Genomic DNA, 24,214 nt, shown 5'->3' on the forward strand with positions numbered 1-24,214 from the left:
TTGACTGCTAAAAACCAAATAGGATTTACTTTAGTTGAATTACTGGTTGTATTAGCCCTTGCTGGGCTTATGATATCTTTGGTCCCTCCTATGCTAGAGGGTAAAATAGCGGGTACTGAAATAAGGGGGGCAGCACGAAGATTGGCTGCTGGGTTAAAGTATACCCGTAGCTATGCGATCGCTTATCATAAAGAAGCTGCCCTCACTTTGGATTTAGAAAGTCGTAGCTTTATGATTACAGATAGGAAACGTAAATATGCTCTTCCTAATAATTTAGAAATTTCTCTAGTTACCGCACGCTCTCAAGTAGATTCGGATAAATCGGGTAAAATTAAGTTTTTCCCAGATGGGACTTCTACTGGAGGACGAGTTACCCTAGGGCGGGGAACAAGTAAATATCAAGTAGATATTAATTGGCTTACAGGTCAAATTAAAATCCTTGATTAAATACGAAAAAGGATTCTCCCTGCTGGAAGTACTCGTTGCATTTGCAATTTTGAGTATTTCCTTAGGTGTCCTGCTGCAAATATTTTCAACAGGAATGAGTGCAAGTCAGCTCTCAGAGGAATATACGTATGCTACTTCACTTGCCGAATCTAAATTAGCTACTATCGGTACAGAGACCCTCTATTTAGAAGGAGTTAATGAAGGGGAATTTGATGAGAAATATCATTGGCGTACGACCGTGATACTTTATGAACAGCTCGATCCAACTCAAGGATTAAACGGGGGAGTTAATAACCAAGCAGGTCTAATCCCTGTATTATATAAAATAAAAGTTGAAGTATTTTGGAAATCTACTTATAAAAAGCGAATAGTTACTTTAAACACATTTAGGTTAGGATCAATATAAGTAAAATTAATTGTTTAAACTAAAATAATGAAGGACTGGGTGTACTTAGGGATTGCTATTCTAAGTGAAGTGATTGCTGCAACTGCACTTAAGGAAAGTGATAATTTTTCTAAACCTTTATTTACAACTATAGTTATTCTTGGTTATTTGAATGCTTTTTACCTCTTTTCTCTGACACTCCGCACAATACCGTTGGGTATCGCCTATGCTATATGGGCAGGGGCTGGTGTTGTGTTAGTAGCTATATCTGCTTGGATAATTTATGGACAAAAATTAGATTTAGCTGCTATTGTCGGCATGGGGTTTATCATACTAGGTATTTTGGTAATGAATATCTTTTCAAAATCTATAGCACATTAAATCGTATTTAAGCTAGAATTTGCTATTCAATATATTTAATCCTTTATTCAATTCAAATCACCTATTATTTTGATAGATCAATTTTTTGATTAAACAATGAAAAAATTTATTTTCACCTTCATTATTGTTAGTTCAGTGAGTCTCTTAGCAGGTTGTCCTCAAATAGATAGCTATAAATATATGGCCTTTGGCATGGAGGATGAGCTTCCTCCTCGAACTGAAGAAGCTGCAAGAGCACAGTTTAAGGATTCTAACTTAATTTATCATGAAACTACTGAATCCGATGTACGAAAGTTGTTGGGTACACCAGATAAAATAGAGGAAGAGGAAGAACATACAGTCTACCAGTATACTAAAGATGTTCCTGTAGAGGGGCATTGGAGCAATGATCAAGGGACTACTTATGTAGTTAAGTATGAATTTGATACAGAGGGAAAATTAGTAGATAAAGAATATGCCACTCGACCTATGGGAATATCTGATCCACCTCACCCATAGTAACTCATTTAGTGGAATATTTTAACTTTTATCTATTTGGATAGCTTGCATCATATCTTGTAATGTAAAAGGCCAGTTTAGTACAGCTTGTGTTTTGGTATTAAAGAGTACTGGAATTTTTGTTCCATAACAATCGATTAGCCGAGAATCGTCTCCAATCTCCACTTCTTTCACAACTAGATGAGGTATTTGAGCAATAAGTACCCGTGCCTCATCGCATAAATGGCAACCAGCGGTATGATATAGGATAAATTCTGTAGGGATTTCCATAGTTTATCATCCTAGCTTAAAGGAAATAGATATACATTAACACAATAATGATTAGCTTCCATGACTTGGTCTGATTTTCCTAATTTTCTTAATGAAGCAAGAGAGCAACAACAGCGACTTTCTGATCAAGTGATTAGGGAGGATTGTTTTAAAGAAATAGGGATCGTTGCAGGAGTAGATGTAGGGTTTGAAGAACAAGGTAAAATTACCCGAGCAGCAGCAGTAACTTTGTCTCTTAACGACTTAAAGGTAATAGAAGAGGTAGTTATACGACAACCGACTCAATTACCTTATATGCCGGGTTTTTTGTCTTTCCGTGAATGCCCTGCCATATTAATTGCCTTAGCAAGGTTAAATAAAACACCAGATTTAATTTTCTGTGACGGTCATGGGATCGCTCACCCGAGGAGATTTGGTAATGCCTGTCATGTAGGTGTAGAAACAAATATCCCTAGTATTGGTGTAGGTAAATCCCGTTTAATTGGAAAACACGATCCAGTTCCAGATACAGTAGGTAGTTGGGTGCCTTTAATAGATAAAAATGAAACTATCGGTGTAGTATTGCGCACCAAAGTAGGGGTACGACCTATTTTCATCTCTATAGGACATAAAATAAGTTTACAAACTGCGATTAAATATACCACCGCTTGTGTTATCCGGTATCGATTACCTGAGCCTACTCGCCTAGCCGATAAATTAGCAAGCAATAGAAAATAGTAAGTAATTATCGTTTTTTTAGCAACTTATGAGCAAAAAATATAAAAACCGCCATAGAGAAAATAGCCGTCAAGAAAGCTTTTCCTACGGATTACACTCAGTGTGTAGCGTACTTACAGAGGAGAGTATAAAAATTATCTCCCTCTGGATCAATCAGAATCGAGAAGATCAGCAGGTGGAAAAAATTAAAATCCTTGCTCATGCTCGAGGAATTACTCCTTTTTTTGTTTCTCAAAAAGATCTTGATACTCTTAGCTTAGGTGCGAATCATCAAGGAGTTGTCATTCAATTTTTAACCCAATTACCTGCTACTGAAGATCAATTACTTACCCTATTGAAAGATTTAACTGATCCTCCCTTTTTGCTTATTTTAGATAGTATTCAGGATCCTCACAATCTAGGTGCTTGTCTACGTACTGCAGAGGCAGCAGGTGTCCATGGTGTAATTGCTCCTAAAGATCAAGCAGCACCGATAACACCTACAGTACGTAAAGTAGCCAGCGGTGCAGCAGAGCGAGTTCCCTTTATCACCGTAACTAATTTAACTAAAACTATAGATAAATTAAAAGATCAAGGAGTGTGGATAGTTGGTGCAGTAGTTAGTGAAGCAACATCGCTCTATCAAATGAAATTAAAGGGTTCTATTGCTGTGGTATTAGGTGCTGAAGGTAAAGGATTAAGAAGGTTAGTACAAGCACATTGTGATTACTTAATATCTATTCCTATGTGTGGTGCAATCGGTAGCTTAAATGTTTCTGTAGCTACCGGTGTTTTTCTTTTCGAGATTCAACGCCAACGAGGATATTTAAATTAATTAGGTTTAAACTTAGGGATTTTTTGTGATTTATCGATAGCTATCGTATAATTTCCATCTCTATATAGAATATAGAGTAAAGATTACTATTATTTATCTCCTTGCTACCTTACTTAAAGAGGGTAGCTTTTATAAACCATAAGGGGCCGTATATGAGACATTATGAGATTGTATTTTTAACCCACCCAGATCAAAGTAATCAAGTGCCTACTATGATTGATCGGTATCGTCAAATTGTTGAAAAGGATGGTGGATTTATACATAGATTAGAAGATTGGGGTCGACGCCAGCTTGCCTATCCAATTCAAAAAGTTTATAAAGCTCACTATGTATTAATGAATATCGAGTGCACTTCTGTGGCACTTGAAGAATTAAATAATGCTTTTCGATTTAATGATGCCATACTAAGGAATATAGCTATTCGTAGAAATGAGGCAATTACTGAACCTTCGTTTTTAGTTAAAGGCGAAGAGATAGGGCACCATCATGATTCTCATTCAAATTATTCTAGGCATAATAGGTTTGAATCAGAGAATGAGGATGAAGATAGTAATACCTAGTAACTAAATAATAATGAGCACTTATTCGGTGTTAAAATTTTAGTTTTTTGATTATTAACTATTATATTGCGATAGGTTATAGAAGATAGATTATGGCACATTATTTTCGACGTAAAAAATTTTGTCGTTTCACAGCCGAAGGCGTTAAGGAAATTGATTATAAAGATCTAGCAACCCTTAGAGATTATATTACTGAAACAGGTAGAATTATACCTAGTAGAATTGTAGGAACTAAAACAAAATATCAACGACAATTATCTAAGGCAATTAAGCGTGCACGCTATTTAGCACTGCTCCCTTACTGTGATCACCATTAATTAGTTTGATTTTTAGATATTCATCAATATGTAGGAAAAGATTATGGAAATCATATTACTGGAGCAAGTATTAAATTTAGGAACCCTTGGGCATAAAGTATCTGTAAAATCAGGCTATGCAAGAAATTATCTAATTCCTAATGGTAAAGCAGTTCCTGCTACAAAGGAAAATGAGGCTTATTTTGAATCCCGTAGAGCAGAATTAGAAAAAGCTGAAACTGAACTCATCGCAGCAGCAGAAAAACGTAAACAAGCAATAGAATCCTTAGGATCGATTACTATTTCTGCTAATGCAGGTGCTGAAGGTAAGCTATTTGGTTCAATTAGTGCTACAGATATTGCTGCTGCTATGAATAAAGCGGGGGTTGAGGTGCATAAAAAAGAGATTAGGCTACCTGATGGACTATTGCGACAAGTAGGGGATTATAATCTAGAAATTTACTTACATTTAGATGTATTTGCACCAATTAAAGTAATTATTACTGCTGAATCTTAGAGAATTAGTATAAATATATTTAATTTGATTTTAAAAAAATATCCTATATTTTCTGTAGGGTATTTTAAATGGGAGAAATAAGCAAATTTATTTATCAAGAACAAGAAGATAGGAGTTTTCACTCTCTAAAAATCCCTCCTCATTCTATAGAAGCAGAACAATCCGTATTAGGTGGATTATTATTAGATAATCAGGCTTGGGATCATATTGGTGATATTCTCAAGCCTGATGATTTTTATAAATCTGAGCATACTATTTTATTTGATGGAATTAATAGGTTAATTGAAACCTCTCAACCTTGTGATGCAATTACTCTTTCGGAATATCTACGTGGTCAGCAAACTTTAGAAAAAGTAGGTGGGCTTCCTTATATTGTAGCTTTAGTACAAAATACTCCTACCGCTGCTAATATCAAGGCTTATGCAGATGTAGTACGGGAACGCTCTATTCTACGCCAAATCATTCATATTGGCACAGAGGTGGCACAGAGTGGTTATTTTCCTGAAGGTCGAGGAAGTAAGGAATTACTTGACGAGGCAGAGCAAAGAATCTTTGCTATAGCAGAGCAAGGTAATCGAGTTAGACAAAGCTTTTTTGATATAAAAGCACTATTAACAAAAGCGGTTGACCGAATTGCCTATTTACATGAACAAGATAATCCCATTATTGGTGTTCCTTCAGGCTTTGTTGATTTTGATGCACTTACCTCTGGATTTGGGAAAGGAGATTTAGTCATTATTGCTGGTAGGCCTTCTATGGGGAAAACCAGTTTTGCGATGAATATTGCAGAATATGCTGCAGTAAAGCAACACTTATCTATTGCTATATTTAGCATGGAAATGCCTGCAGATCAGTTAGTGATGAGAATGATGTCTTCTACAGGACGTATCGATCAGGGGCGAGTAAGAACAGGACGCTTGAGAGATGAAGATTGGCCTAAACTAACAATAGCCATTAAATCTTTAAATGAGGCTCCTATTTTTATTGATGATACTCCAGCTCTTTCTCCCTCAGAATTACGGGCTCGCATTCGTAGGCTAATCAGAGAACAGGGAAATTTAGGGCTTATTCTGATTGATTATTTACAACTCATGCAAATACCGGGTAGTAAAGAAAATCGTGCTACAGAGATTTCTGAAATCTCTCGAAATCTAAAGGTCATTGCCAAAGAGTTCAATGTACCTGTTCTTGCTCTATCCCAGCTTAATCGTAGCCTAGAAGGAAGACCTAGTAAAAAACCTGTTATGTCCGATCTTCGGGAATCTGGGGCTATTGAACAAGATGCGGATTTAATTATTTTTATTTACCGAGATGAAGTCTATAACGAAGATAGTCCAGAGAAAGGCACTGCTGAGATTATTATAGGGAAACAACGTAATGGTCCTATTGGTACAGTACGCCTAACTTTTAGGGGAGAATACACTCGGTTTGAAAATTACACTCAAGATCCTTATGAGTAAAAATTATATATAATTAGTAAATAAGTGAATTAAATTCCCTCTTGGATTATCCTCAAGCACTTATTGATACAGCTGCTCTGCAGCATAATTTAAATATAGTACGCAAAAAAGCACCTCATAGTAAGGTTATAGGAATTATTAAGGCAGATGGTTACGGTCATGGTATTGTAGAAGTAGCAAAATCCCTAATCAAAGGTGTAGATTCTTTTGGCGTTGCTAGATTACAAGAAGGGATTCATCTACGACAAGATGGAATACATTGCCCTATTATCTTACTTAGTGGCATTTCAAATAAAGCAGATCTAGAGCACGCTGCTACTCATAATTTAAATTTAGTAATTCACCATATCACTCAGCTAGAGCTATTGCAGCAGGTAGTACTCCCTAATCCTATTTCCGTATGGGTTAAAGTGGATACTGGTATGCACCGCTTGGGATTTCCTCCTCAACAGATTCATGAAGTTATTACATTGCTCCGTAACTGTTCATCAGTTTTATCTATTATTGGTCTGATGAGTCATTTTGCTAATGCTGATAAATTTAGTGATTCGTTTACTCTAACTCAATTAGAAATTTTTAATCATCTAAAAATTAATCTTCCTCGTAGTTTTGCAAATTCAGCAGCAATTATGATTTATCCCCAATCTCAATTGGATTGGGTGCGTCCTGGATTAATGCTTTATGGTATCTCTCCCTTTAAAGATAGTACAGGATCAGAATTGAATCTTAAATCTGTCATGACCTTAAAAAGCCGATTAATCGCTATTCAACATTTACATACTGGAGATAAAGTAGGCTACGACTCCACTTGGATTTGCCCAAAATCTATGCCAGTAGGTATAGTTGCATTAGGCTATGGGGATGGTTACCCACGCCATATCCAAAATGAAACTCCTATGCTAGTGAATGGAGCTTTTGTTCCTATTATTGGGCGAATCTCCATGGATATGATTACCTTAGATTTACGCACTCAGCCTAATGCTACAGTTGGAGATCCAGTAATTGCTTGGGGGGCAGGATTGCCCATAGAAAGAATTGCCCACCGTGCTGGTACAATTCCTTATGAACTTGTATGCCAAGTTACCCCAAGAGTACCTAGAGTTTTACTTTAATATTATGGCTAAAAAAACTATGGTCTATCAATGCCATCAGTGTGGTAGTGAAACCAGTCGTTGGGTTGGTCAATGCCCTGGGTGTGGCGCTTGGAGCACTTTAGAGGAGCTATCAAAGGTTCCAATAACAAGACAGGAGCACTATACTAATTATTCAGGTACCTTAAGTACTGTACAACCTTTATCAGAAGTACAGAGCAATACGGAGTCCAGATTACCCTCAGGCCTTTCTGAATTAGATCGAGTACTTGGAGGTGGGCTAGTAGCAGGTTCTGTAGTATTAATAGGAGGTAATCCTGGCATAGGTAAATCTACTTTGCTTTTACAAGCACTTGCCGCTATGGGGATTGCCCAGCAAGGCCGAGTACTTTATCTTACTGGAGAAGAGTCTCTCGCTCAAATTCATTTAAGAGCACAACGGTTAAACCTATCTAAAGCCCCAGTACGACTTCTTGCCGATACCCTAATTGAACGATCCCTTGCAGTAGCTGAAAAAGAGCAACCTTTGGTGATGGTGGTAGATTCCATTCAAACGCTCTATTCAGAGCAACTTCAATCTGCACCTGGTACCGTAACTCAAGTACGAGAAAGTGCCGGCCAATTACTTCGCTATGCAAAAAAAAATGGGGTTGCGGTCATTTTAGTAGGTCATGTCACTAAGGATGGAGCGTTAGCAGGTCCTCGAGTATTAGAGCATATGGTGGATACAGTACTTTATTTTGAGGGAGATGATGGGGAGCGACTACGAGTCCTTCGTGCAGTAAAAAACCGCTTTGGAGCAGTCAATGAACTAGGGGTTTTTGCTATGACCGAACAAGGATTGCAAGAAGTAAACAATCCTTCTGCTATTTTTCTTGCTCGAGGTAAAGAACCAGTACCAGGTAGTGCAGTCACCGTGATTCGAGAGGGAAGTCGCCCCTTATTAGTAGAAGTACAAGCCTTAGTAGATGACAGTCATTTAGCTAGCCCAAGGCGAGTTACAGTAGGGTTAGAGCCTAATCGTTTAGCCATGCTTCTTGCTATTATTCACCGCCATGGTGCTATGATGCCTAGTGCTCAAGATGTATTTATTAATGTAGTAGGTGGTGTGCGAGTGAATGAAACTGGAGCAGATTTAGCTATCCTCGCTGCTATTGTTTCTAGCTTGAGAGATGCTCCTTTGCTTCAAGATCTAATCCTATTTGGAGAGGTGGGACTTACGGGGGAAATCCGCCCTGTACCCGGTGGAGAAGAGCGTTTGGCAGCAGCTGTTAAACATGGATTTAAACAGGCGATTTTACCTAGAGCTAATCTGCCCAAATACATTCCTAAAGAAGTCCATATTACTCCGGTAAACCGTGTCAGCGAGGCATTAGAAGTATTGAAAAACTAATAGAAATAATCAGTCCCAAAGATAGTTAAGTGTTCCATCATAGAAATACGTGCTGTGTGTTCTATGGACTCAAATAACCTAAAGTCTTCTCCTTCGCTATCAAATAACTTTTCTTTGTCCCCTATAATTAAGTTTTGCTAAATGATTTTTAAATTTTAGCCTTTTTTTTAATTCTTTAATAAGTAGATGATTACTAGCAAGAAAATATAAAATCCATAAAATGGGGTAGATATTTCTATTTTAGAAACTACTAGCCATGGTATCGTCGAGCAAAAACAAAGCTTATACGATATTTACAATGCTATAATGCCTATTAATTATTTTAGTTAAGCCTGTGGAGCATACCTTGAGCATTAAAAACGCACTTTTAAATGGCCCATTAGGATTTGGTACGGCTCCTCTAGGTAACATGTTTCGGAGTATTTCAGATGATGAAGCGGCAAGTACGCTTGAAGCAGCTTGGGCAGCTGGTATACGATATTTTGATACAGCACCTTTCTATGGAGCAGGGCTAGCTGAGATTCGGTTAGGTCAAGAACTTGCCAAGCATCAACGCAATGAATATATCATCAGTACTAAGGTAGGTCGCGTGGTCTTGAATGAGATCATGGAGGAGTCACGAGTCTCTGGCAGGCATAACAAGCTCTTTAAATATGGAAAAAAGAACAAAATCATTTTCGATTACACAGCAGATGGTGTGGAATGCTCTATCTGTGGTAGCTTAAAACGCTTGGGTGTGGACTATATCGACTTCGTGTGGATTCATGACCTTGCTCAAGATGCTCTTGGTGATGGTTGGATTGACCAGTTTGAGATTGCACACAATGGAGCAATGCGTGTACTGGATCAACTACGTGATCAGGGGGTAATCAAGGGCTGGGGACTGGGCGTGAATCGAGTCGAGCCGGTCGAGCTAGTCTTGAGTCTTACCGATGTACATCCTGATAGCACCTTATTAGCAGGTCGCTACACTCTACTTGATCATGAACGTGCACTGCAACACTTAATGCCAACTGCACTAGCATGCAACGTACAGATCGTAATCGGAGGTCCATATAATTCTGGTATCCTAGTAGGTGGCAGCCACTTTGAGTATGTAGATGCCCCACCCAATATCATCGCTAGGGTGAAAAGGCTTCAGAAGCTTACAGACCGATACAGTATATCGATCAAGGCTGCAGCATTACAATTTTCACTAGCACACTTAGCTACCGTTGCAGTGATTCCTGGAGCGAGCAAGCCGGAACGTATTCAAGAAGATCATGATGCACTTGCAGCAAAAATCCCTGACGAATTCTGGCAAGACCTTCGTAGAGAAGGTTTAGTCGCACTGAATGCACCGCTTCCGATTGATATCGATGACTTTAGTAGATGATTAGCTTTAAGGAATGCACTTGCTATAAGAGCTACACGCTTACAGTAATCATCTGCATGAGATGAACACTATTTGTTATAGACACAATATGCAATATTGCTTTAAATCCTATAATCTATAATCTCAAAAACACAATATGCCAATTTAGTTTTTGGAAAATTGGTATTAATACAAGCAATAATATCTGGGTATTTATTGTTTTTATCTTCTTTATTCTCCTTATTATATTTCTAATAGGATTCAGAATTATAAGAGATGATCTATTAATCTAAACCAGAGTGGTAATACCCATGCTTCAGAAGCTAAGTACAAGTTTTGTTAGATACTAAACTTATAATTTTCAAAAATTATTATATCTATTTAATCAATTATAATTAAACTAGTATATTTATTAATAATAAATAGCATGATGCTCTGGGTAAAAGCATTTCATATTATTTTTGTAGTAGCTTGGTTTGCTGGATTATTTTATTTGCCTCGCTTATTTGTTTATCATGCCCAATGTGAAGATGAGCTAGGACAAAAACGATTTAAAGTGATGGAGCGTAAACTATACCGAGGGATTATGACTCCTAGTGGGGTTTTAGCTATTGGATTTGGGCTATGGTTGGTTTATCTTACCCCAGCATGGTTAACAGCAGGATGGATCCACGCTAAATTTGCTTTAGTATTAGTTTTGATAGGCTATCATTGGTATTGTGGAAAGCTATTAATTGCCTTTCGTGAGAATCGAAATCGTTATAGCGATATTTTTTATCGCTGGTTTAATGAATTTCCTGTATTTATTTTAGTTGGGATAGTGATTTTAGTAGTAGTTAAGCCTTTTTAAGAAAAATGGTATGGAAATTCCATTAGTAGAAATTGCCCAATTTTTAGGCTGTGAGATTGAAGGGGATAAAAATGCGGTTATTTCTGGGGTAGCCGCATTAGATAAAGCACAATGTGGAGATTTAAGCTTCTATGTTCATCAGCGGTATACTAATCAGATAAAACAATCAAAAGCAACCGCTTTTATTATCAGTGCTAAAGATAAAGAGCAGTTTACTAGCTGTACCGTAATTATTTCCCCTAATCCTTATCGGGATTTTGCAAAGGTTATCAGTAAATGGTTCAATACCTTTATTCCTCCCGATCCTAATGTTCATCCAACTACAATTATCGGTAACAATGTAGAGATTGGAGAAAACTGTAGTATTGGGGCCTATTGTGTCATTGAAGATGGTGTTAAGGTTGGATTAAATACTATACTGTTTCCATTTTGCTATATAGGTAAAAATACAGTCCTTGGGGATAATTGTATTCTTCATCCTCGGGTTACGTTACTTGATCGGGTTATTGTTGGAAATCGAGTAATTTTTCACTCTGGATCAGTGGTTGGCGGTGATGGATTTGGGTTTGCTCCAGATCCACCAGAAGGTTATTTTAAGATACCTCAAATTGGTTGGGTTGAGATTGCCGACGATGTAGAAATTCAATGTAATGCTACTATTGATCGAGGAATGTTAGGAGCAACAAGGATTGGTCGAGGAAGCAAAATTGATAACCTTGTTCAAATTGCTCATAACGTAGAAATTGGTGAACATAGTGTTATTGTAAGCCAAGTTGGTATTTCCGGTAGCAGTAAAGTCGGAAACTGGGTAACTCTAGCGGGGCAAGTAGGTTTAGTGGGTCATATTAAAATAGGAAATGGCACCACCGTCACTGCTCAATCAGGTGTTGCTAAGAGTATTCCGCCCAATATGGTGGTTACAGGTAGTCCTGCTCAACCTATTGCAAAAAATCGCCGAGCTTTAGCTGAAATGAACCGTATCTCGGTGTTAAGGAAAAAAATTGCTGAATTGGAAAACCGGCTTAGTAGCCTTGAACAGCCTGATAAATAGCTATAAATCCATCTTTTTATTTATCTTCACTTCTGCTTCTAATTCTCGCAAGCGAGCATCAATTTTGGAATGCTCATGAAAATCATTTCCTATAGATCTACTCGCTAATTTTAACTGACTGATTGCCATACCAATCTGACCATGATAGTAATAATATTCAGCCATCCAGCGATGAGATTCAGTTTGATCTCCTATATTTTCACCAGCTCTAGCTAGTAATAAGTAAGTCCAGCCATTCTTTTGACCTAATTCCATCTGTGCTTTAAGTAAATCCCTAGCAATACGAGGTTGATTATTTCTAAGCAGTGCTTGCGCATAATTAATCACTATAGTGTAATCATTTGGGTATAGATCTAATGCTTTCTTGTAAATGTCGAATGCGGTTTTAAGCTGCCCTGTTGACTCCTCTATTTCAGCGAAGGCAAGCTGATAGGTAAGGTTATCCTTATCTTGTTCTAATAAAGCTAAAATTTGTTTTTTCGCCTCATTTCTGTTTCCGGCATTATGCAATGCTAAAGCATATCCATATTGAGTGGCTTCTTTATTTAAATAGTGTCCCGTTTTTAACGATTGGCTAAAATATTTAATCGTTTCCCTATCATCTTCGCTAGCAAGCACTTGAAGTTTTGCACGCATTAAATAAAATTTAAGATCATTTTCATTTTTCACTAAAAGTTGGCGAGTATTATTTGTAACTAACTGTTCAGCTCTACCGACAGCATCAGCGATTCTATTTCTTGTCACTGGGTGACTACTTAGAATTTCTGGAGGTTCAAGTCCATAATATCTACTTGCTTGTTGTAGTCGTTCAAAAAAAGAAGGCATGGCAAAGGGATCGTAGCCAGATTTACTTAGGGTTTGCATGCCTATTCGATCGGCTTCTTTTTCATTAGCTCTAGTAGTATTAATCTGAGATTGGGTAGATCCTGCTTGAGCAGCAATTAATCCAGCCATTGCCGCATCAGGATTGCCACTGGCAGCTCCTGCTATAATAGCTGTTAATATAGCAGCAGTCATAGGTAAGCTTAAGCGGCTGCTATGTTCAAAGGCGCGAGCTAAATGATGTTGAGTAATATGGGCAATTTCGTGTGCCATAACTGCAGCCAGTTCCCCTTCAGTTTGAGTATTTACAATAAGCTCAGAGTGAATTCCAATATAGCCACCAGGGGCTGCAAAAGCATTAATAGTAGGATTTTTAATAATGAAGAAAGTAAAATTCTGCCCACCATTATCACTATGGGCTACTAATTTATAGCCTAGAGACTGGATATAAGTAGTAAGCTCTGGATCATCAATAATAGGTATTGCCCCACGTAATTGTTGCATAAACTGCTGACCAATACGGCGTTCTTGTTCTGGAGAGAGGATAACAGCAGAGTGATCGCCCATTTCAGGCAATTTAATCTCATCAGCATTTATTTTTAACCCAATAAGAAGGGTGATACTTCCTATAAGGATCAATAAATTTTTTCTTTGCTTAATTATGATAGGAAAGCTTAAATACACAATTTTTTTGAGAGTAAAATACTTATTCTCTATTACTTAGTTTAAATCAGCTTTTATTTTGTATAGGTTATTTTTATAAATATTTATTTAAAAAATAATGATTTTTCTCTAATCATCAGATATAAGTACTTTTCATTTAAAATCAATGTCCATCGTTAATTATGATATAGCAATTGATGCTACTGGTTTAGCATGCCCCTTGCCTTTGCTGCGTATTCGTAAAGCATTAGCTATTTTAGAGGAGGGGCAAGTTTTATATGCAACGGCTACTGATCCAGATTCTTTAAGAGATATTCAAGCATTTTCTCGTATTACAAAAAATGATCTTTTAGAATCCTATGAAAAAGAGAGTAAATATCATTTTATTATTCGCAAAGGCACGAGAACTAAATAAATTTAATATTACAATTTGTCTTAGCAATTCCAAGGTATTGCATCCTCCAATAAAAATCCTTACTCTTTAATCCGATAAGATTTATAAATAATATATAAGTGAGATAAAAATGAATTTAGAGCAAGCTCGTTTGAATATGGTACAACAGCAAGTACGTACTTGGGATGTATTTGAACAAAGGACATTAGACCGGCTGCTTGAAGTTCCTAGAGAAAATTTCGTGCCACCTGTATTCAAGAATTTAGCTTACGCAGATACCCAAATCCCTATTGGACACGGGCAAATTATGCTTTCTCCTAATTTTGAAGGTCGCTTACTACAGAGTTTAAATTTACAAAAAACCGATTCTGTTTTGGAAGTAGGGACTGGCACAGGCTATCTTACAGTGATACTCGCAGGTCTTGTTAATTCAGTAACTAGTGTTGATATTTATCCAGATTTACAACGACTAGGTGAAAACTACCCTAGTAATATATCGCTACAAACCAAAGATGTAGCAAATGGTTGGGTTCAAGAAGGTGGTTTTAATGTCATTATTATTTCTGGTGCCCTTGCTATTCTGCCTAAATCTTTTTTACAAGCATTACATATTAACGGGCGCTTATTTGCCATACTAGGTCAGGGTGCTGTGATGAAAGCAACTCTGATTACTCGTACTGAAAGTGAAAAGTGGACCTATGAAGAGTTATTTGAAACTTCATTACCATTTTTGATTAATAGTACCATCAAATCAAATTTTAATTTCTAGTTTTTTTAAAAACTAGACAGGTATTGTTTTCTGCTATAACATACATTCATGTATGTATAATTTAAATTCTAATTTTACCCTCCCATCTAGGGTTATGCCACTTATTATTTATCAATTTTTTTCAGGGCTACTGTTTAGTTTTTTCTTGTTGCTACCTGTGCAAGGGGCAGATCTTTTGGAGGTATATCAACTTGCTCGGCAAACCAATCCAGAATTACGAAACCAAGTTGCTGCCCTGCAAGCAGCATTGGAAGCAAAGCCTCAAGCAAAAGCACTCTTTTTTCCTACCATTGGGCTAGATGCTAATTATAATTGGACAAACCAAGACATTAGCTTGGTAAGTCAAAATGTTGTACCTGGGTTTTCGGGTAATTTCGATGGTTTTGGCTATACCTTAAATCTAACGCAGCCCGTTTATCATCGAGACAGTTTTGTTCAACTTAAACAAGCCGATGCCACTATTGCAGAGGCCGAAGCTAACCTAGTGAACCAGGAACAGATACTTTTAGTTCAAGTTGCACAGTTTTACTTTGCTATCCTTGGGGCGCAGTCAGATTTAGAATTCGCTACAATGAACAAAGATTCTATTAGCGAACAATTGGAACAGGCTAAAGAGCGATTTAAAGTAGGACTAGCTACTATTGTAGATGCTAATGCAGCCCAAGCAGCCTACGATCTGGCCGTTTTTCAGGAAATTGATGCGAAAAAAGCACTTTCCGTAGCCAAGGAGCAATTAAGACAGGTAGTGGGTCAGTATATTCCAGATCTCAATATGCTGCAGAAGGAAACACCATTAATTTATCCGGACCCGATAGATATTGATAAATGGTCTGCCACTGCTTTGCAGCAAAACCCACTTATTGATGCATCGGAAGCAGCGGTAGCTAATGCACGCCAAGGAATAGAACTACAAAAATCAGACCATTACCCTACTTTAGATATTGTAGGATCTGATGGATCGATTATTACAGGTGGTGGTCGTTTCGGTGGATTTAGTACCCGCCAAGATGTGATTGGGCTACAGTTTCATTTACCTATTTTCCAAGGAGGGATGGTCATGTCTAAAACTCGCCAGGCACAACACCAACTAGAGCAAGCGATGCAACAGCTGGAAAGCACTCGAAGGCAAGTCTATTTACAGACACGTCAAGCTTACTTAGATGTTACCTCTCAAATCAATCAAGTAAAAGCGCTTAAGCAAGCCATTGTTTCCAATCAAAGCTCATTAGAATCTACAGAAGAAGGTTATAAGGTAGGCACGCAAACTGCGGTAGATCTGCTTGTTATTCGCAGTAATTTATACAGCGCTCTTCGAGATTATGCTAAAGCTCGCTACGACTATCTAGTCAATACTCTTATCCTGAAACAAGGGGCTGGTATTGTAACTCTTGAGGACTTAACTATGATGAACAGTTGGTTACATTAAACTTCGATCTTATTAAGATGAAAGTCTATCAAGGTTAATAGTTTTTCAGAAGCACCTTGATTTTGAATCACAAATTCTTTTCCTTTTTGGCCTGCTCTAATTAATTTATCTGGATTATGTAAGTAGAAAAGTACTGCTTGGGTAAGATTTTGCGGGTCGTTAATTTGTACTGCTGCACCTATCTTGAATAGCTGCTTACTAATATTTATAAAATTAAATGTATAGGGTCCTAAAATAAGCCCTTTCCCTAATGCAGCTGGTTCTAAGGGATTATGACCTCCTATTGGTACCAAACTACCGCCTAGAAATGCAATATCTGCCGCTGCAAAAAATAAAGGTAGCTCTCCCATGCTATCTCCAAGAAAAATGTTAGTTTCTAGAGTGCAATCTAATGATTGGCTACGGCGTTGTATAGTAAATCCTTCATGCTTGCATAGCTGATAAACTTCATTAAAGCGATTTGGATGGCGAGGCACTAGAACTAATAAAGCTTGCGGAAAAAACTTTTGCACTTGTTTAAAACTTTCTAAAACCTGTTTTTCTTCTTTTTGGTGAGTACTAGCAGCAATCCAAACTGGGCGTTGTATTCCTCCCCATCTCAGCCTCAGTTGTTGCCCTTTATTTTCCAGATAAGAAGGAAAATCAATCTCAAACTTTAAATTGCCTATTACACTTATCTTATTAGGATCAGCACCTAATGCAATAAAGCGTTTTGTATCAGCAGTACTTTGAGCAGCAATACAGATAAGTGTTGAGAGCATTTTTCGAATTAATGAATTTAAATAAACATACCTGCGAGCAGAGCGTTTAGAGAGACGGGCGTTTGCTAGGATTACTGGAATATTTTGATATTTACATCGAGCCAGTAAATTAGGCCAAAGTTCTGTTTCAAGAATAATGGCTAACTGAGGGTGAGATCGCTTTAAAAATCGGGAAATACAATCAGGTAAATCGTAAGGAAGATAGGAATGAATTACACGATTGCAGGAGCCAAAATATTTTTTTACCTGATCCGATCCAGTAGGAGTCATGGTAGTTATTAACAGTACATGATCTGGATAGTGATTAAGTAACTTTCTCACTAGAGGTAAACTTGCATGCACTTCCCCTACAGATACACTATGAATTAAGATAACCGGTTTTTTAGGAAGGGGAGAAATGAACCCAAATCTTTCAGACCATCGGTGAAGATAAGCAGGTGCTCGATAACCTCTCCACAATAAACGAAGTATAATAAAAGGTGTGGCTAAGTAAAATAATAAATTATACAGAACTTGCAAAATAAGTTAATTATTTTGCAGATCTAGCCATTGCATATACTGGAATACCCCTTCCTGTACTGAAGTAAAGGAAGCAGTATAGCCTGCCTTTTTAAGATTGCTTATATTAGCCTGAGTAAAACTTTGGTAGTGTCCCTGAAGGTGATTAGGAAATGGAATATATTCAATCTCTCCTTGCTGATAATAGTCAATGACTGCTTGGGCTAGTTCATTAAAAGTTTGTGCTTTCCCGGTACCTACATTGAAAATACCTGAAAGATGGGAATTTTCTAAAAACCATAGATTAACTGCAACCACATCATCAATATAAACAAAATCTCGTTGTTGCATCCCATGATCATAACCAGCATATCCTTCAAAAAGCTTTATCCGTCCTGTATCCTTTAACTGTCTATAAGCATGATAAGCAACACTTGCCATAGATTCTTTGTGAGACTCTCGAGGACCATATACGTTAAAATAACGAAATCCTGCAATTTGAGCAGGCGGAGTAGGGAAGTAGCGTTGTCTTATATACTGATCAAATAAGAATTTAGAATAACCATATACATTACAGGGGTATTCGTATTCTCGATCTTCACGAAATGAAGTGCCATTACCATAAATGGCAGCACTTGATGCGTACAGAAAAGGAATTTTGTATTCCATACAATGATGTAATAGTATTTTTGAGTACTGGAAGTTATTTTTCATCATATATTGTCCATTCCACTCGGTGGTATCACTACAAGCTCCTTGATGGATAATAGCTTCTATAGAAGAGAAAGGATTTTCTTTAACTAAAATAGTTTCCAAAAATTGGTGCTTATCCCAATAATCAGTAATTTCACAATCAACTAAGTTAATAAATTTTTCCCCTCGAGATAGGTTATCTACTACTAAAATATCGCTATAACCTTGCTGATTGAGTGCATAAACGATATTACTACCAATAAATCCTGCCCCACCTGTTACAATAATCATAAAATTAATCTTTTAACTTTTTATTGTGTTAATCATCTGGGTAGTAGAATAACCTTCTAAATAATCTAGGATAACAACTTCCCCTCCATGGGCAAGTACGATATCTGCACCCGCTACTTGATCCGGTGTGTAGTCTCCTCCTTTAACTAAAATATCTGGGCAAAGTCGGCTAATCAGAGTAGCAGGTGTATCTTCCGAAAAAGGAACAACCCAATCTACATCTTGAAGAGCTGAAATCATAGTCATTCGTGATATAAGGGTATTTATAGGCCTTGATTCACCTTTAAGCCTCTTAACTGAATCATCGTCATTCACTGCAACAACCAGCCGATCTCCTAATTTTTTTGCTTGTGCTAAATAATGTACGTGGCCAGGGTGTAAAATATCAAAGCAACCATTAGTCATAACAATCCGTTCCCCCTTACTTTTTGCATCTTGCACTAATTGGTATAACTTATCTTGAGTAAAGACACCACGATCAGTGTTTGTTGATGCTTGAAGAGCTATTTGAAGTTCATGGGGTGTAACGCTTGCTGTTCCTAATTTACCTACCACAATACCTGCAGCTATATTAGCAAGGCGGGTAGCCTCTTGGTAATTACATCCAGCAGCTAGACTAGCGGCTAAGATTGAAATTACTGTGTCTCCAGCACCAGTTACATCAAACACTTCCCTTGCTTGAGTGGGTAAATGAAAAGGAGCCGTATTTTTTTGTACCAAAGTCATTCCTTGTTCCCCCCGAGTAATAAGCAATGCTTCTAGTCCTAATTTCTCTCTTAGCTGCTCACCTCTTTCAATTAATACTTCATTAGTAGTACACGGTCCAACAATTGCTTCAAATTCTAGCAAATTAGGAGTAATTATATTTGCATCACGGTAAGAAGAAAAATCTTTCCCTTTAGGATCAATGAGAATAGGTATACCAGTATTTCGAGCTAAAGAAATAAATTTGTTAGGGTGAGCAATGGTCTTTTTACCATAATCAGAAAATATGATGATATTGGGAGGGGTACTTTGTAAAATCGATTGGTATCGAGCGAAAAGCAACCCTTCATGGTAGTGATCAAAATTTTCCTCAAAATCTAAGCGTATTAGTTGTTGGTAATGGCTAATAATGCGTAGCTTAGCAATTGTAGGTCGGTTAGGTATCGACTCTAAATAGCAGCAAATTCCTTGTTGTGTAAGTAAATTTTTTAATAAGCGAGATTCTTCATCGTTGCCAACAAGCCCTAGTAGGGTAGTAGTGGATGTGCCTAAAGAAGCGATATTTAGTGCTACGTTTCCAGCACCTCCAGCTCTATCTTCTTGATTTTTAATATGGACAATGGGGACAGGAGCTTCAGGAGAAATACGGTTAGTGTTACCATACCAATAGCGGTCTAACATTACATCGCCGATTACTAATATTTCGGTAGAGGTAAAATCAGGTAACCTGATAGTCATACCTCATAAATAGGGTAACTATGCTGGATAAACTATCTATTTACAGCTGATAAATTAGTAGCAGCTACGGATTTTTTTTCTTTGAAAGAGGTTGAAGAGTAGACTTTATGCTTTTTTCCTGTTTTTTGCTGCACCTTTTTCTTTTTTCTTAGTTGCTCTCTTTGCGATCTATCATCAGCATTAAATCCTAGATTTTTCTTCTTTTTAACTTTAACTGCAATAGCTTCAGATTCTATTATTGATGTATCTATTAAAGGGCGATTTCCCTGGATAGAGAAGGTTAATGCCGCAGCAATATCTAGTGCTGAAAACCCTTCCTGCTGAATCCACTGTTGTACTAAATTTCGAAAATCGGATACTTCTTCTTTTTTTAGTATTTCCGTAATTTTTGCCTTAAACTGTTTAATACGCTGCTCTTGAATCTGTTGGGCGCTAGGTAAATTAATCCTATGAATAGGATGTTTAGTTACTTTTTGAATAGTATTTAATACTCTCTGTTCACGGGAAGTAACAAAAAGAGTAGCTACCCCAGTTCTACCTGCACGACCAGTGCGTCCAATGCGGTGGATATAAGTTTCAATATCATAAGGAGTATCATAATTAATTACATGGCCTATCCGTTCTACATCAAGCCCACGAGCAGCCACATCAGTAGCAACTACAATATTTAATGTACTATCTTTAAGCTGAGCTATCACTTTCTCCCTTAGAAACTGAGACATATCTCCATGAAGTGCTGCCGCAGTATAGCCATGTTGCTGTAAGTATTTTGCTACTTCCTCGGTAGTTGCTTTAGTACGTACAAAGATAATAGCTGCACTATTTCCCTCCATTTCTAAAATTCTAGATAAAGCATCTAGCTTAGATAATCTAGAAGCCAGCCAATAACGCTGAGTTATTTCTGGAAGTGTTTTAGTTTCTTGTTTAATTTTAATATCTTGAGGATTATTTAAATGCTTACTTGCTATATTACGAATAGAGTGGGGCATCGTTGCAGAGAAGAGTGCAGTTTGGCATTTATGAGGAATCTGCTGTAAAATCCACTCTACATCCTCAATAAACCCCATCTTCAACATTTCATCAGCTTCATCAAGTACAATTGTAGTAAGATGATCTAACCGCAAACTTTTACGCCGTAAATGATCCATCACCCTTCCTGGGGTGCCAACCACAACCTGTATGCCATACTTAAGTTGTTGTAATTGTTTCCCCATAGGTTGTCCGCCATAAATAGGAAAAGTACTAAACCCTGTTAAGTATTTTGCATAACTACGGAAAGCCTCTGTAACTTGAATAGCTAACTCACGGGTAGGTGTTAAAATTAATGCTTGCGTATTTTGTTGGTGTAAATTTATTTGATTTAAAATAGGAATGGCAAATGCTGCGGTTTTTCCAGTACCTGTCTGTGCTTGACCTACTAAATCGTAGCCTTTCAAGAAAGAGGGAATTGCCTGGGTTTGAATTAAAGTTGGATTTTGATACTTTAATTCCTTAAGTGCTTGCAGAATGAGTCCGTTAATGGAAAAACACTCGAAAGAAGTAGTAGGGTCTACTTGAGATGACATATTGTTAAAAATATCCTAAATAGGACAACTACCCTAAAAACAAGGTAGTATTATTTTGGTTAGAAAAAATAGGCTAAATAAAAAATATATAGTTAGCGCCGCCTACCGCCTCTTGAGAAGCGCCGTTTATCTTCCTTAGTTTGGCTTACATAGAGAGTAGATCCTTGGATCTGAGATCCATTTAAGCCTGCAATAGCTGCACGCCCCTCATGGCCTTCCATATCAATTAAGGCAGTACCTCGTGCTTGACCAGTAAATAGATCTTTATGCAAAGTTAAAGCACGCACTGTGCCAAAGCCTGAGAATAATTCAGTAAGGGTTTCTTCAGTTGTATTTGAAGGTAATCCACGTATAAAAAGTTTGATCATTAAGCATCTCTAAAAATTTAAGGCAAGAGTAAAGGATTTGGAGAGAATAAATATAAATACCATATTTATTCCCTCCCTAAATTTCAAGCACTATGAGTTATTAAATTACAACCACATTGTCAGCTTGAGGACCTTTTTGTCCTTGAACCTCAATAAAACTAACTTGCTGTCCTTCTTTTAACGTTCTATGACCGTTACCTGAAATGGAACGGTAATGAACAAATAAATCATCTCCGCCTTCTCGCTGTATAAAACCATAGCCTTTTGAATCATTGAACCACTTTACGGTTCCTCTCTGTTGTTCTGACATAAAAAACTCTCAAAAATAAATATAACTAATAGTTACATGGATAATACCATGAAATTACCAAGTGTTTGGAAGCGAATAAGCTAGAGCAAATCAGTTTGGAAGGAATAAAAACTACTACGCTAATGCGAAAACGCCACCCTTAGTACTCTTGCGTATCATAGAAAACTAAATAAATAATTACAAGGGGTTGTTTATAAATAATAGAAAATTAATTCTAAATTCTTTAAAAGAACACAGTATCCCTATGAAATAGATAGGATTATTTTTATTTTAAATTTATCCCTTGGCTGGGGGACTAGGATTCGAACCTAGGTTCGTGGAGTCAGAGTCCACTGTCCTACCACTAGACGATCCCCCAAAATCGAAACGTTATTAACGCTTCGAGTATTGTGGAGCTTTTCTTGCTTTATGAAGTCCAACTTTTTTACGTTCAACAGCTCGTGCATCTCGAGTGACAAATCCTGCTTTACGTAAAGAAGGTTTTAGAGTTTCATTGTAATTTATAAGTGCACGAGCGATACCATGACGAATAGCCCCTGCTTGACCGCTATTCCCTCCTCCTCGGACAAAAACTTGTACATCTAATTCTTCACTTAAAGTAGCAAGTTCTAGGGGCTGGCGAACAACCATTCGTGATGTTTTTCTACCAAAATACTCATCTATACTACGGCGGTTAATAACAATATTCCCGCTGCCTTTGCTTAAATAAACCCGGGCAGTAGACGTTTTACGACGGCCCGTAGCATAATATTTTTCTGCCATAATTAAATGCTTATAACCTAGTTAAATGTTTAAAGGCTGGGGTTGTTGCGCAGTGTGAGGATGATCTGCGTTACCGTAAACCTTTAGCTTACGAAACATAGCACGACCTAGAGGATTTTTAGGTAGCATCCCTCTAACTGCAGTTTCTATTACTCTCTCGGGCATACGATCTAAAAGCTGTGCTAAGGTACGAAATTTAATCCCACCTGGATATTCGCTATGCCAATAATAGCGTTTTTGTTCTAATTTTCTACCTGTTGTACGTATTTTTCCTGCATTAATTACAATAATGTAATCTCCGGTATCTACATGAGGAGTATAAATTGCTTTATGTTTTCCTCGTAAACGACGGGCAATTTCACTGGCTAAACGCCCAAGAGTTTTCCCATCTGCATCTACTAGATACCAATCGCGCCGTACTTCTTTAGGCTTGGCACTAAAGGTCTTCATCCGTTATTGCTCCCGCAACTATCTAAATTAAAATCAAAAACTATATGGATTAACATTGATATTGTCAAGGCAACCCTAAATACCTTAGGGCTAAATCTATAATAACCACAGTATAATACCACCTAATATTAGGCGATATATCATAAAAGGAATCATACCCATATATTGTAAGGCTTTCAGAAAAAAGTGGATACACAAATAACCCACTAAGGCAGATACTAAAGTGCCTAGAGCTAACGCACTCCACTCTACTGCTTCAGGATGACGGAGTAGTCCAAATCCTTCTAATCCTCCTGCAAGAACAATAACTGGAATAGAGAGTAAAAAAGAAAACCGTGCGGCCCCTTCCCGGGTAAGCCCCAACATCAGACCTGCCGTCATTGTAATACCCGAACGAGAAGTACCTGGAATGAGCGCTACTGCTTGAGCAATTCCAATAATCACTATGTCTTTCCAAGTAAGACTATACTCATTTCGGGCTCGTTTACCTGTAATATCCCCATAGCCTAACAATAGACCAAAAATAATAGTACTCCAAGCAAGTACGGCAGTCGAGCGAGCATTATCTACAATATCATGCACCATAAGTCCCGCTAATCCTACTGGAATAGTACCAAACAAGACAGCCCAAGCAAGCCGACTTTCTCCAATTAATTTAAAAGAAACTAAGGATTTAAACCAATCTTTAGTCATTTTTGATAATTCAGATCGAAAATAAAAAATAACAGCAGATAAGGTACCTACATGTAAAGCCACATCAAAGGCTACTCCTTGATCTTCCCAGCCTAAAAATTTAGGTAGCAAGACAAGATGAGCAGAGCTGGAGATAGGGAGAAATTCAGTTAATCCTTGTAAAATGGCAAGAGCTAAAGTATGGGTAAATTCCATGAAAATAATACCTTTTATATTCTTATA

General features: G+C 37.4%; 29 protein-coding genes and 1 tRNA gene. 18 read left to right on the forward strand and 12 right to left on the reverse strand.

Features of this window, described 5'->3' with window-relative positions:
• From NSCAC_RS00730 to NSCAC_RS00745, 4 genes are all read left to right on the forward strand, one after another.
• Window positions 1-447: a GspH/FimT family protein gene (locus NSCAC_RS00730; RefSeq protein WP_232085942.1), complete on the forward strand. Its 447-nt coding sequence runs from the start codon at window positions 1-3 to the stop codon at window positions 445-447.
• Window positions 440-853, forward strand: a complete 414-nt coding sequence (locus NSCAC_RS00735; RefSeq protein WP_197744546.1) for a type IV pilus modification PilV family protein — start codon at window positions 440-442, stop codon at window positions 851-853. The genes NSCAC_RS00730 and NSCAC_RS00735 overlap by 8 nt, the downstream gene beginning before the upstream one ends.
• Window positions 854-880: 27 nt before the next feature.
• Window positions 881-1,213, forward strand: coding sequence for a DMT family transporter (locus NSCAC_RS00740; RefSeq protein ID WP_197744547.1), 333 nt, complete (start codon window positions 881-883; stop codon window positions 1,211-1,213).
• A gap of 96 nt (window positions 1,214-1,309) precedes the next feature.
• On the forward strand, window positions 1,310-1,711 hold the full coding sequence (locus tag NSCAC_RS00745) for a hypothetical protein (protein WP_197744548.1): 402 nt from the start codon (window positions 1,310-1,312) through the stop codon (window positions 1,709-1,711).
• Between the two features lie 21 nt (window positions 1,712-1,732).
• Here NSCAC_RS00745 and NSCAC_RS00750 read toward each other — a convergent pair whose 3' ends face one another.
• Window positions 1,733-1,981 carry a glutaredoxin family protein gene (locus NSCAC_RS00750; protein ID WP_197744549.1) on the reverse strand — a complete coding sequence of 83 codons (249 nt, stop codon included), beginning with the start codon at window positions 1,979-1,981 and terminating at the stop codon, window positions 1,733-1,735.
• A 60-nt stretch (window positions 1,982-2,041) separates the two neighbouring features.
• Here NSCAC_RS00750 and nfi point away from each other — a divergent pair, with 60 nt between their 5' ends.
• The 11 genes from nfi to lpxD all read left to right on the forward strand — a co-directional run bounded on the left by nfi (window position 2,042) and on the right by lpxD (window position 12,084).
• Entirely contained in the window at window positions 2,042-2,698 is a 657-nt protein-coding gene (nfi, locus tag NSCAC_RS00755; RefSeq protein WP_197744550.1) for a deoxyribonuclease V, read from the forward strand.
• Window positions 2,699-2,726: 28 nt separating this feature from the next.
• On the forward strand, window positions 2,727-3,512 hold the full coding sequence (rlmB, locus tag NSCAC_RS00760; RefSeq protein WP_197744551.1) for a 23S rRNA (guanosine(2251)-2'-O)-methyltransferase RlmB: 786 nt from the start codon (window positions 2,727-2,729) through the stop codon (window positions 3,510-3,512).
• Between the two features lie 152 nt (window positions 3,513-3,664).
• Window positions 3,665-4,072 (forward strand): 30S ribosomal protein S6, encoded by a 408-nt coding sequence (gene rpsF, locus NSCAC_RS00765; RefSeq protein WP_197744552.1) that lies wholly within the window; start codon window positions 3,665-3,667, stop codon window positions 4,070-4,072.
• Between the two features lie 92 nt (window positions 4,073-4,164).
• Complete coding sequence (rpsR, locus tag NSCAC_RS00770; RefSeq protein ID WP_197744553.1) at window positions 4,165-4,389, forward strand: 30S ribosomal protein S18; 225 nt, start codon at window positions 4,165-4,167, stop codon at window positions 4,387-4,389.
• A 43-nt stretch (window positions 4,390-4,432) separates the two neighbouring features.
• Window positions 4,433-4,885 carry a 50S ribosomal protein L9 gene (rplI, locus tag NSCAC_RS00775; RefSeq protein WP_197744554.1) on the forward strand — a complete coding sequence of 151 codons (453 nt, stop codon included), beginning with the start codon at window positions 4,433-4,435 and terminating at the stop codon, window positions 4,883-4,885.
• Between the two features lie 68 nt (window positions 4,886-4,953).
• Window positions 4,954-6,345, forward strand: a complete 1,392-nt coding sequence (dnaB, locus tag NSCAC_RS00780; RefSeq protein ID WP_197744555.1) for a replicative DNA helicase — start codon at window positions 4,954-4,956, stop codon at window positions 6,343-6,345.
• A gap of 41 nt (window positions 6,346-6,386) precedes the next feature.
• Window positions 6,387-7,457 (forward strand): alanine racemase, encoded by a 1,071-nt coding sequence (alr, locus tag NSCAC_RS00785; RefSeq protein WP_197744556.1) that lies wholly within the window; start codon window positions 6,387-6,389, stop codon window positions 7,455-7,457.
• Window positions 7,458-7,461: 4 nt separating this feature from the next.
• Window positions 7,462-8,829 (forward strand): DNA repair protein RadA, encoded by a 1,368-nt coding sequence (gene radA, locus NSCAC_RS00790; RefSeq protein ID WP_197744557.1) that lies wholly within the window; start codon window positions 7,462-7,464, stop codon window positions 8,827-8,829.
• 334 nt (window positions 8,830-9,163) lie between these two features.
• Window positions 9,164-10,204: an aldo/keto reductase gene (locus NSCAC_RS00795; protein ID WP_197744558.1), complete on the forward strand. Its 1,041-nt coding sequence runs from the start codon at window positions 9,164-9,166 to the stop codon at window positions 10,202-10,204.
• Between the two features lie 409 nt (window positions 10,205-10,613).
• Window positions 10,614-11,033: a protoporphyrinogen oxidase HemJ gene (hemJ, locus tag NSCAC_RS00800; RefSeq protein WP_197745218.1), complete on the forward strand. Its 420-nt coding sequence runs from the start codon at window positions 10,614-10,616 to the stop codon at window positions 11,031-11,033.
• A 10-nt stretch (window positions 11,034-11,043) separates the two neighbouring features.
• Window positions 11,044-12,084 carry a UDP-3-O-(3-hydroxymyristoyl)glucosamine N-acyltransferase gene (gene lpxD / locus NSCAC_RS00805; RefSeq protein WP_197744559.1) on the forward strand — a complete coding sequence of 347 codons (1,041 nt, stop codon included), beginning with the start codon at window positions 11,044-11,046 and terminating at the stop codon, window positions 12,082-12,084.
• Here the strand turns inward: lpxD and NSCAC_RS00810 are convergent, their stop codons facing one another.
• Entirely contained in the window at window positions 12,085-13,545 is a 1,461-nt protein-coding gene (locus NSCAC_RS00810; RefSeq protein ID WP_232085943.1) for a beta-barrel assembly-enhancing protease, read from the reverse strand.
• A 190-nt stretch (window positions 13,546-13,735) separates the two neighbouring features.
• Between NSCAC_RS00810 and NSCAC_RS00815 the strand changes: the two genes are divergently transcribed.
• The 3 genes from NSCAC_RS00815 (at window position 13,736) to NSCAC_RS00825 (ending at window position 16,158) form a co-directional block, all read left to right on the forward strand.
• On the forward strand, window positions 13,736-13,984 hold the full coding sequence (locus NSCAC_RS00815) for a sulfurtransferase TusA family protein (RefSeq protein ID WP_408609559.1): 249 nt from the start codon (window positions 13,736-13,738) through the stop codon (window positions 13,982-13,984).
• 109 nt (window positions 13,985-14,093) lie between these two features.
• Window positions 14,094-14,732 (forward strand): protein-L-isoaspartate O-methyltransferase family protein, encoded by a 639-nt coding sequence (locus NSCAC_RS00820; RefSeq protein ID WP_197744560.1) that lies wholly within the window; start codon window positions 14,094-14,096, stop codon window positions 14,730-14,732.
• 94 nt (window positions 14,733-14,826) lie between these two features.
• On the forward strand, window positions 14,827-16,158 hold the full coding sequence (locus NSCAC_RS00825) for a TolC family outer membrane protein (RefSeq protein ID WP_197744561.1): 1,332 nt from the start codon (window positions 14,827-14,829) through the stop codon (window positions 16,156-16,158).
• On the opposite strand, the gene waaA is transcribed toward NSCAC_RS00825, so the two are convergent.
• The 10 genes from waaA to NSCAC_RS00875 form a co-directional block, all read right to left on the reverse strand.
• Window positions 16,155-17,438, reverse strand: a complete 1,284-nt coding sequence (waaA, locus tag NSCAC_RS00830; RefSeq protein ID WP_332087776.1) for a lipid IV(A) 3-deoxy-D-manno-octulosonic acid transferase — start codon at window positions 17,436-17,438, stop codon at window positions 16,155-16,157. The genes NSCAC_RS00825 and waaA overlap by 4 nt on opposite strands.
• A gap of 6 nt (window positions 17,439-17,444) precedes the next feature.
• A complete protein-coding gene (gene rfaD / locus NSCAC_RS00835; protein ID WP_197744562.1) occupies window positions 17,445-18,401 on the reverse strand; it encodes an ADP-glyceromanno-heptose 6-epimerase in 957 nt (318 codons plus the stop codon).
• A gap of 12 nt (window positions 18,402-18,413) precedes the next feature.
• A complete protein-coding gene (hldE, locus tag NSCAC_RS00840; protein ID WP_197744563.1) occupies window positions 18,414-19,844 on the reverse strand; it encodes a bifunctional D-glycero-beta-D-manno-heptose-7-phosphate kinase/D-glycero-beta-D-manno-heptose 1-phosphate adenylyltransferase HldE in 1,431 nt (476 codons plus the stop codon).
• Window positions 19,845-19,876: 32 nt separating this feature from the next.
• Window positions 19,877-21,409, reverse strand: a complete 1,533-nt coding sequence (locus NSCAC_RS00845) for a DEAD/DEAH box helicase (RefSeq protein ID WP_197744564.1) — start codon at window positions 21,407-21,409, stop codon at window positions 19,877-19,879.
• A gap of 92 nt (window positions 21,410-21,501) precedes the next feature.
• On the reverse strand, window positions 21,502-21,777 hold the full coding sequence (locus NSCAC_RS00850) for an RNA recognition motif domain-containing protein (protein WP_197744565.1): 276 nt from the start codon (window positions 21,775-21,777) through the stop codon (window positions 21,502-21,504).
• Window positions 21,778-21,877: 100 nt separating this feature from the next.
• Entirely contained in the window at window positions 21,878-22,087 is a 210-nt protein-coding gene (locus NSCAC_RS00855) for a cold-shock protein (protein ID WP_197744566.1), read from the reverse strand.
• A 284-nt stretch (window positions 22,088-22,371) separates the two neighbouring features.
• Window positions 22,372-22,445 (reverse strand) — tRNA-Gln (locus NSCAC_RS00860).
• 14 nt (window positions 22,446-22,459) lie between these two features.
• Window positions 22,460-22,849, reverse strand: coding sequence for a 30S ribosomal protein S9 (rpsI, locus tag NSCAC_RS00865; protein WP_197744567.1), 390 nt, complete (start codon window positions 22,847-22,849; stop codon window positions 22,460-22,462).
• Window positions 22,850-22,870: 21 nt separating this feature from the next.
• Window positions 22,871-23,299, reverse strand: a complete 429-nt coding sequence (gene rplM / locus NSCAC_RS00870) for a 50S ribosomal protein L13 (protein WP_197744568.1) — start codon at window positions 23,297-23,299, stop codon at window positions 22,871-22,873.
• A gap of 96 nt (window positions 23,300-23,395) precedes the next feature.
• Window positions 23,396-24,187, reverse strand: a complete 792-nt coding sequence (locus NSCAC_RS00875; protein WP_197744569.1) for an undecaprenyl-diphosphate phosphatase — start codon at window positions 24,185-24,187, stop codon at window positions 23,396-23,398.
• Between the last annotated feature and the right edge of the window lie 27 nt (window positions 24,188-24,214).

Origin of the sequence: Candidatus Nitrosacidococcus tergens, assembly GCF_902810445.1 — a bacterium.
GTDB classification, from domain to species: Bacteria; Pseudomonadota; Gammaproteobacteria; order Nitrosococcales; family Nitrosococcaceae; genus Nitrosacidococcus; species Nitrosacidococcus tergens.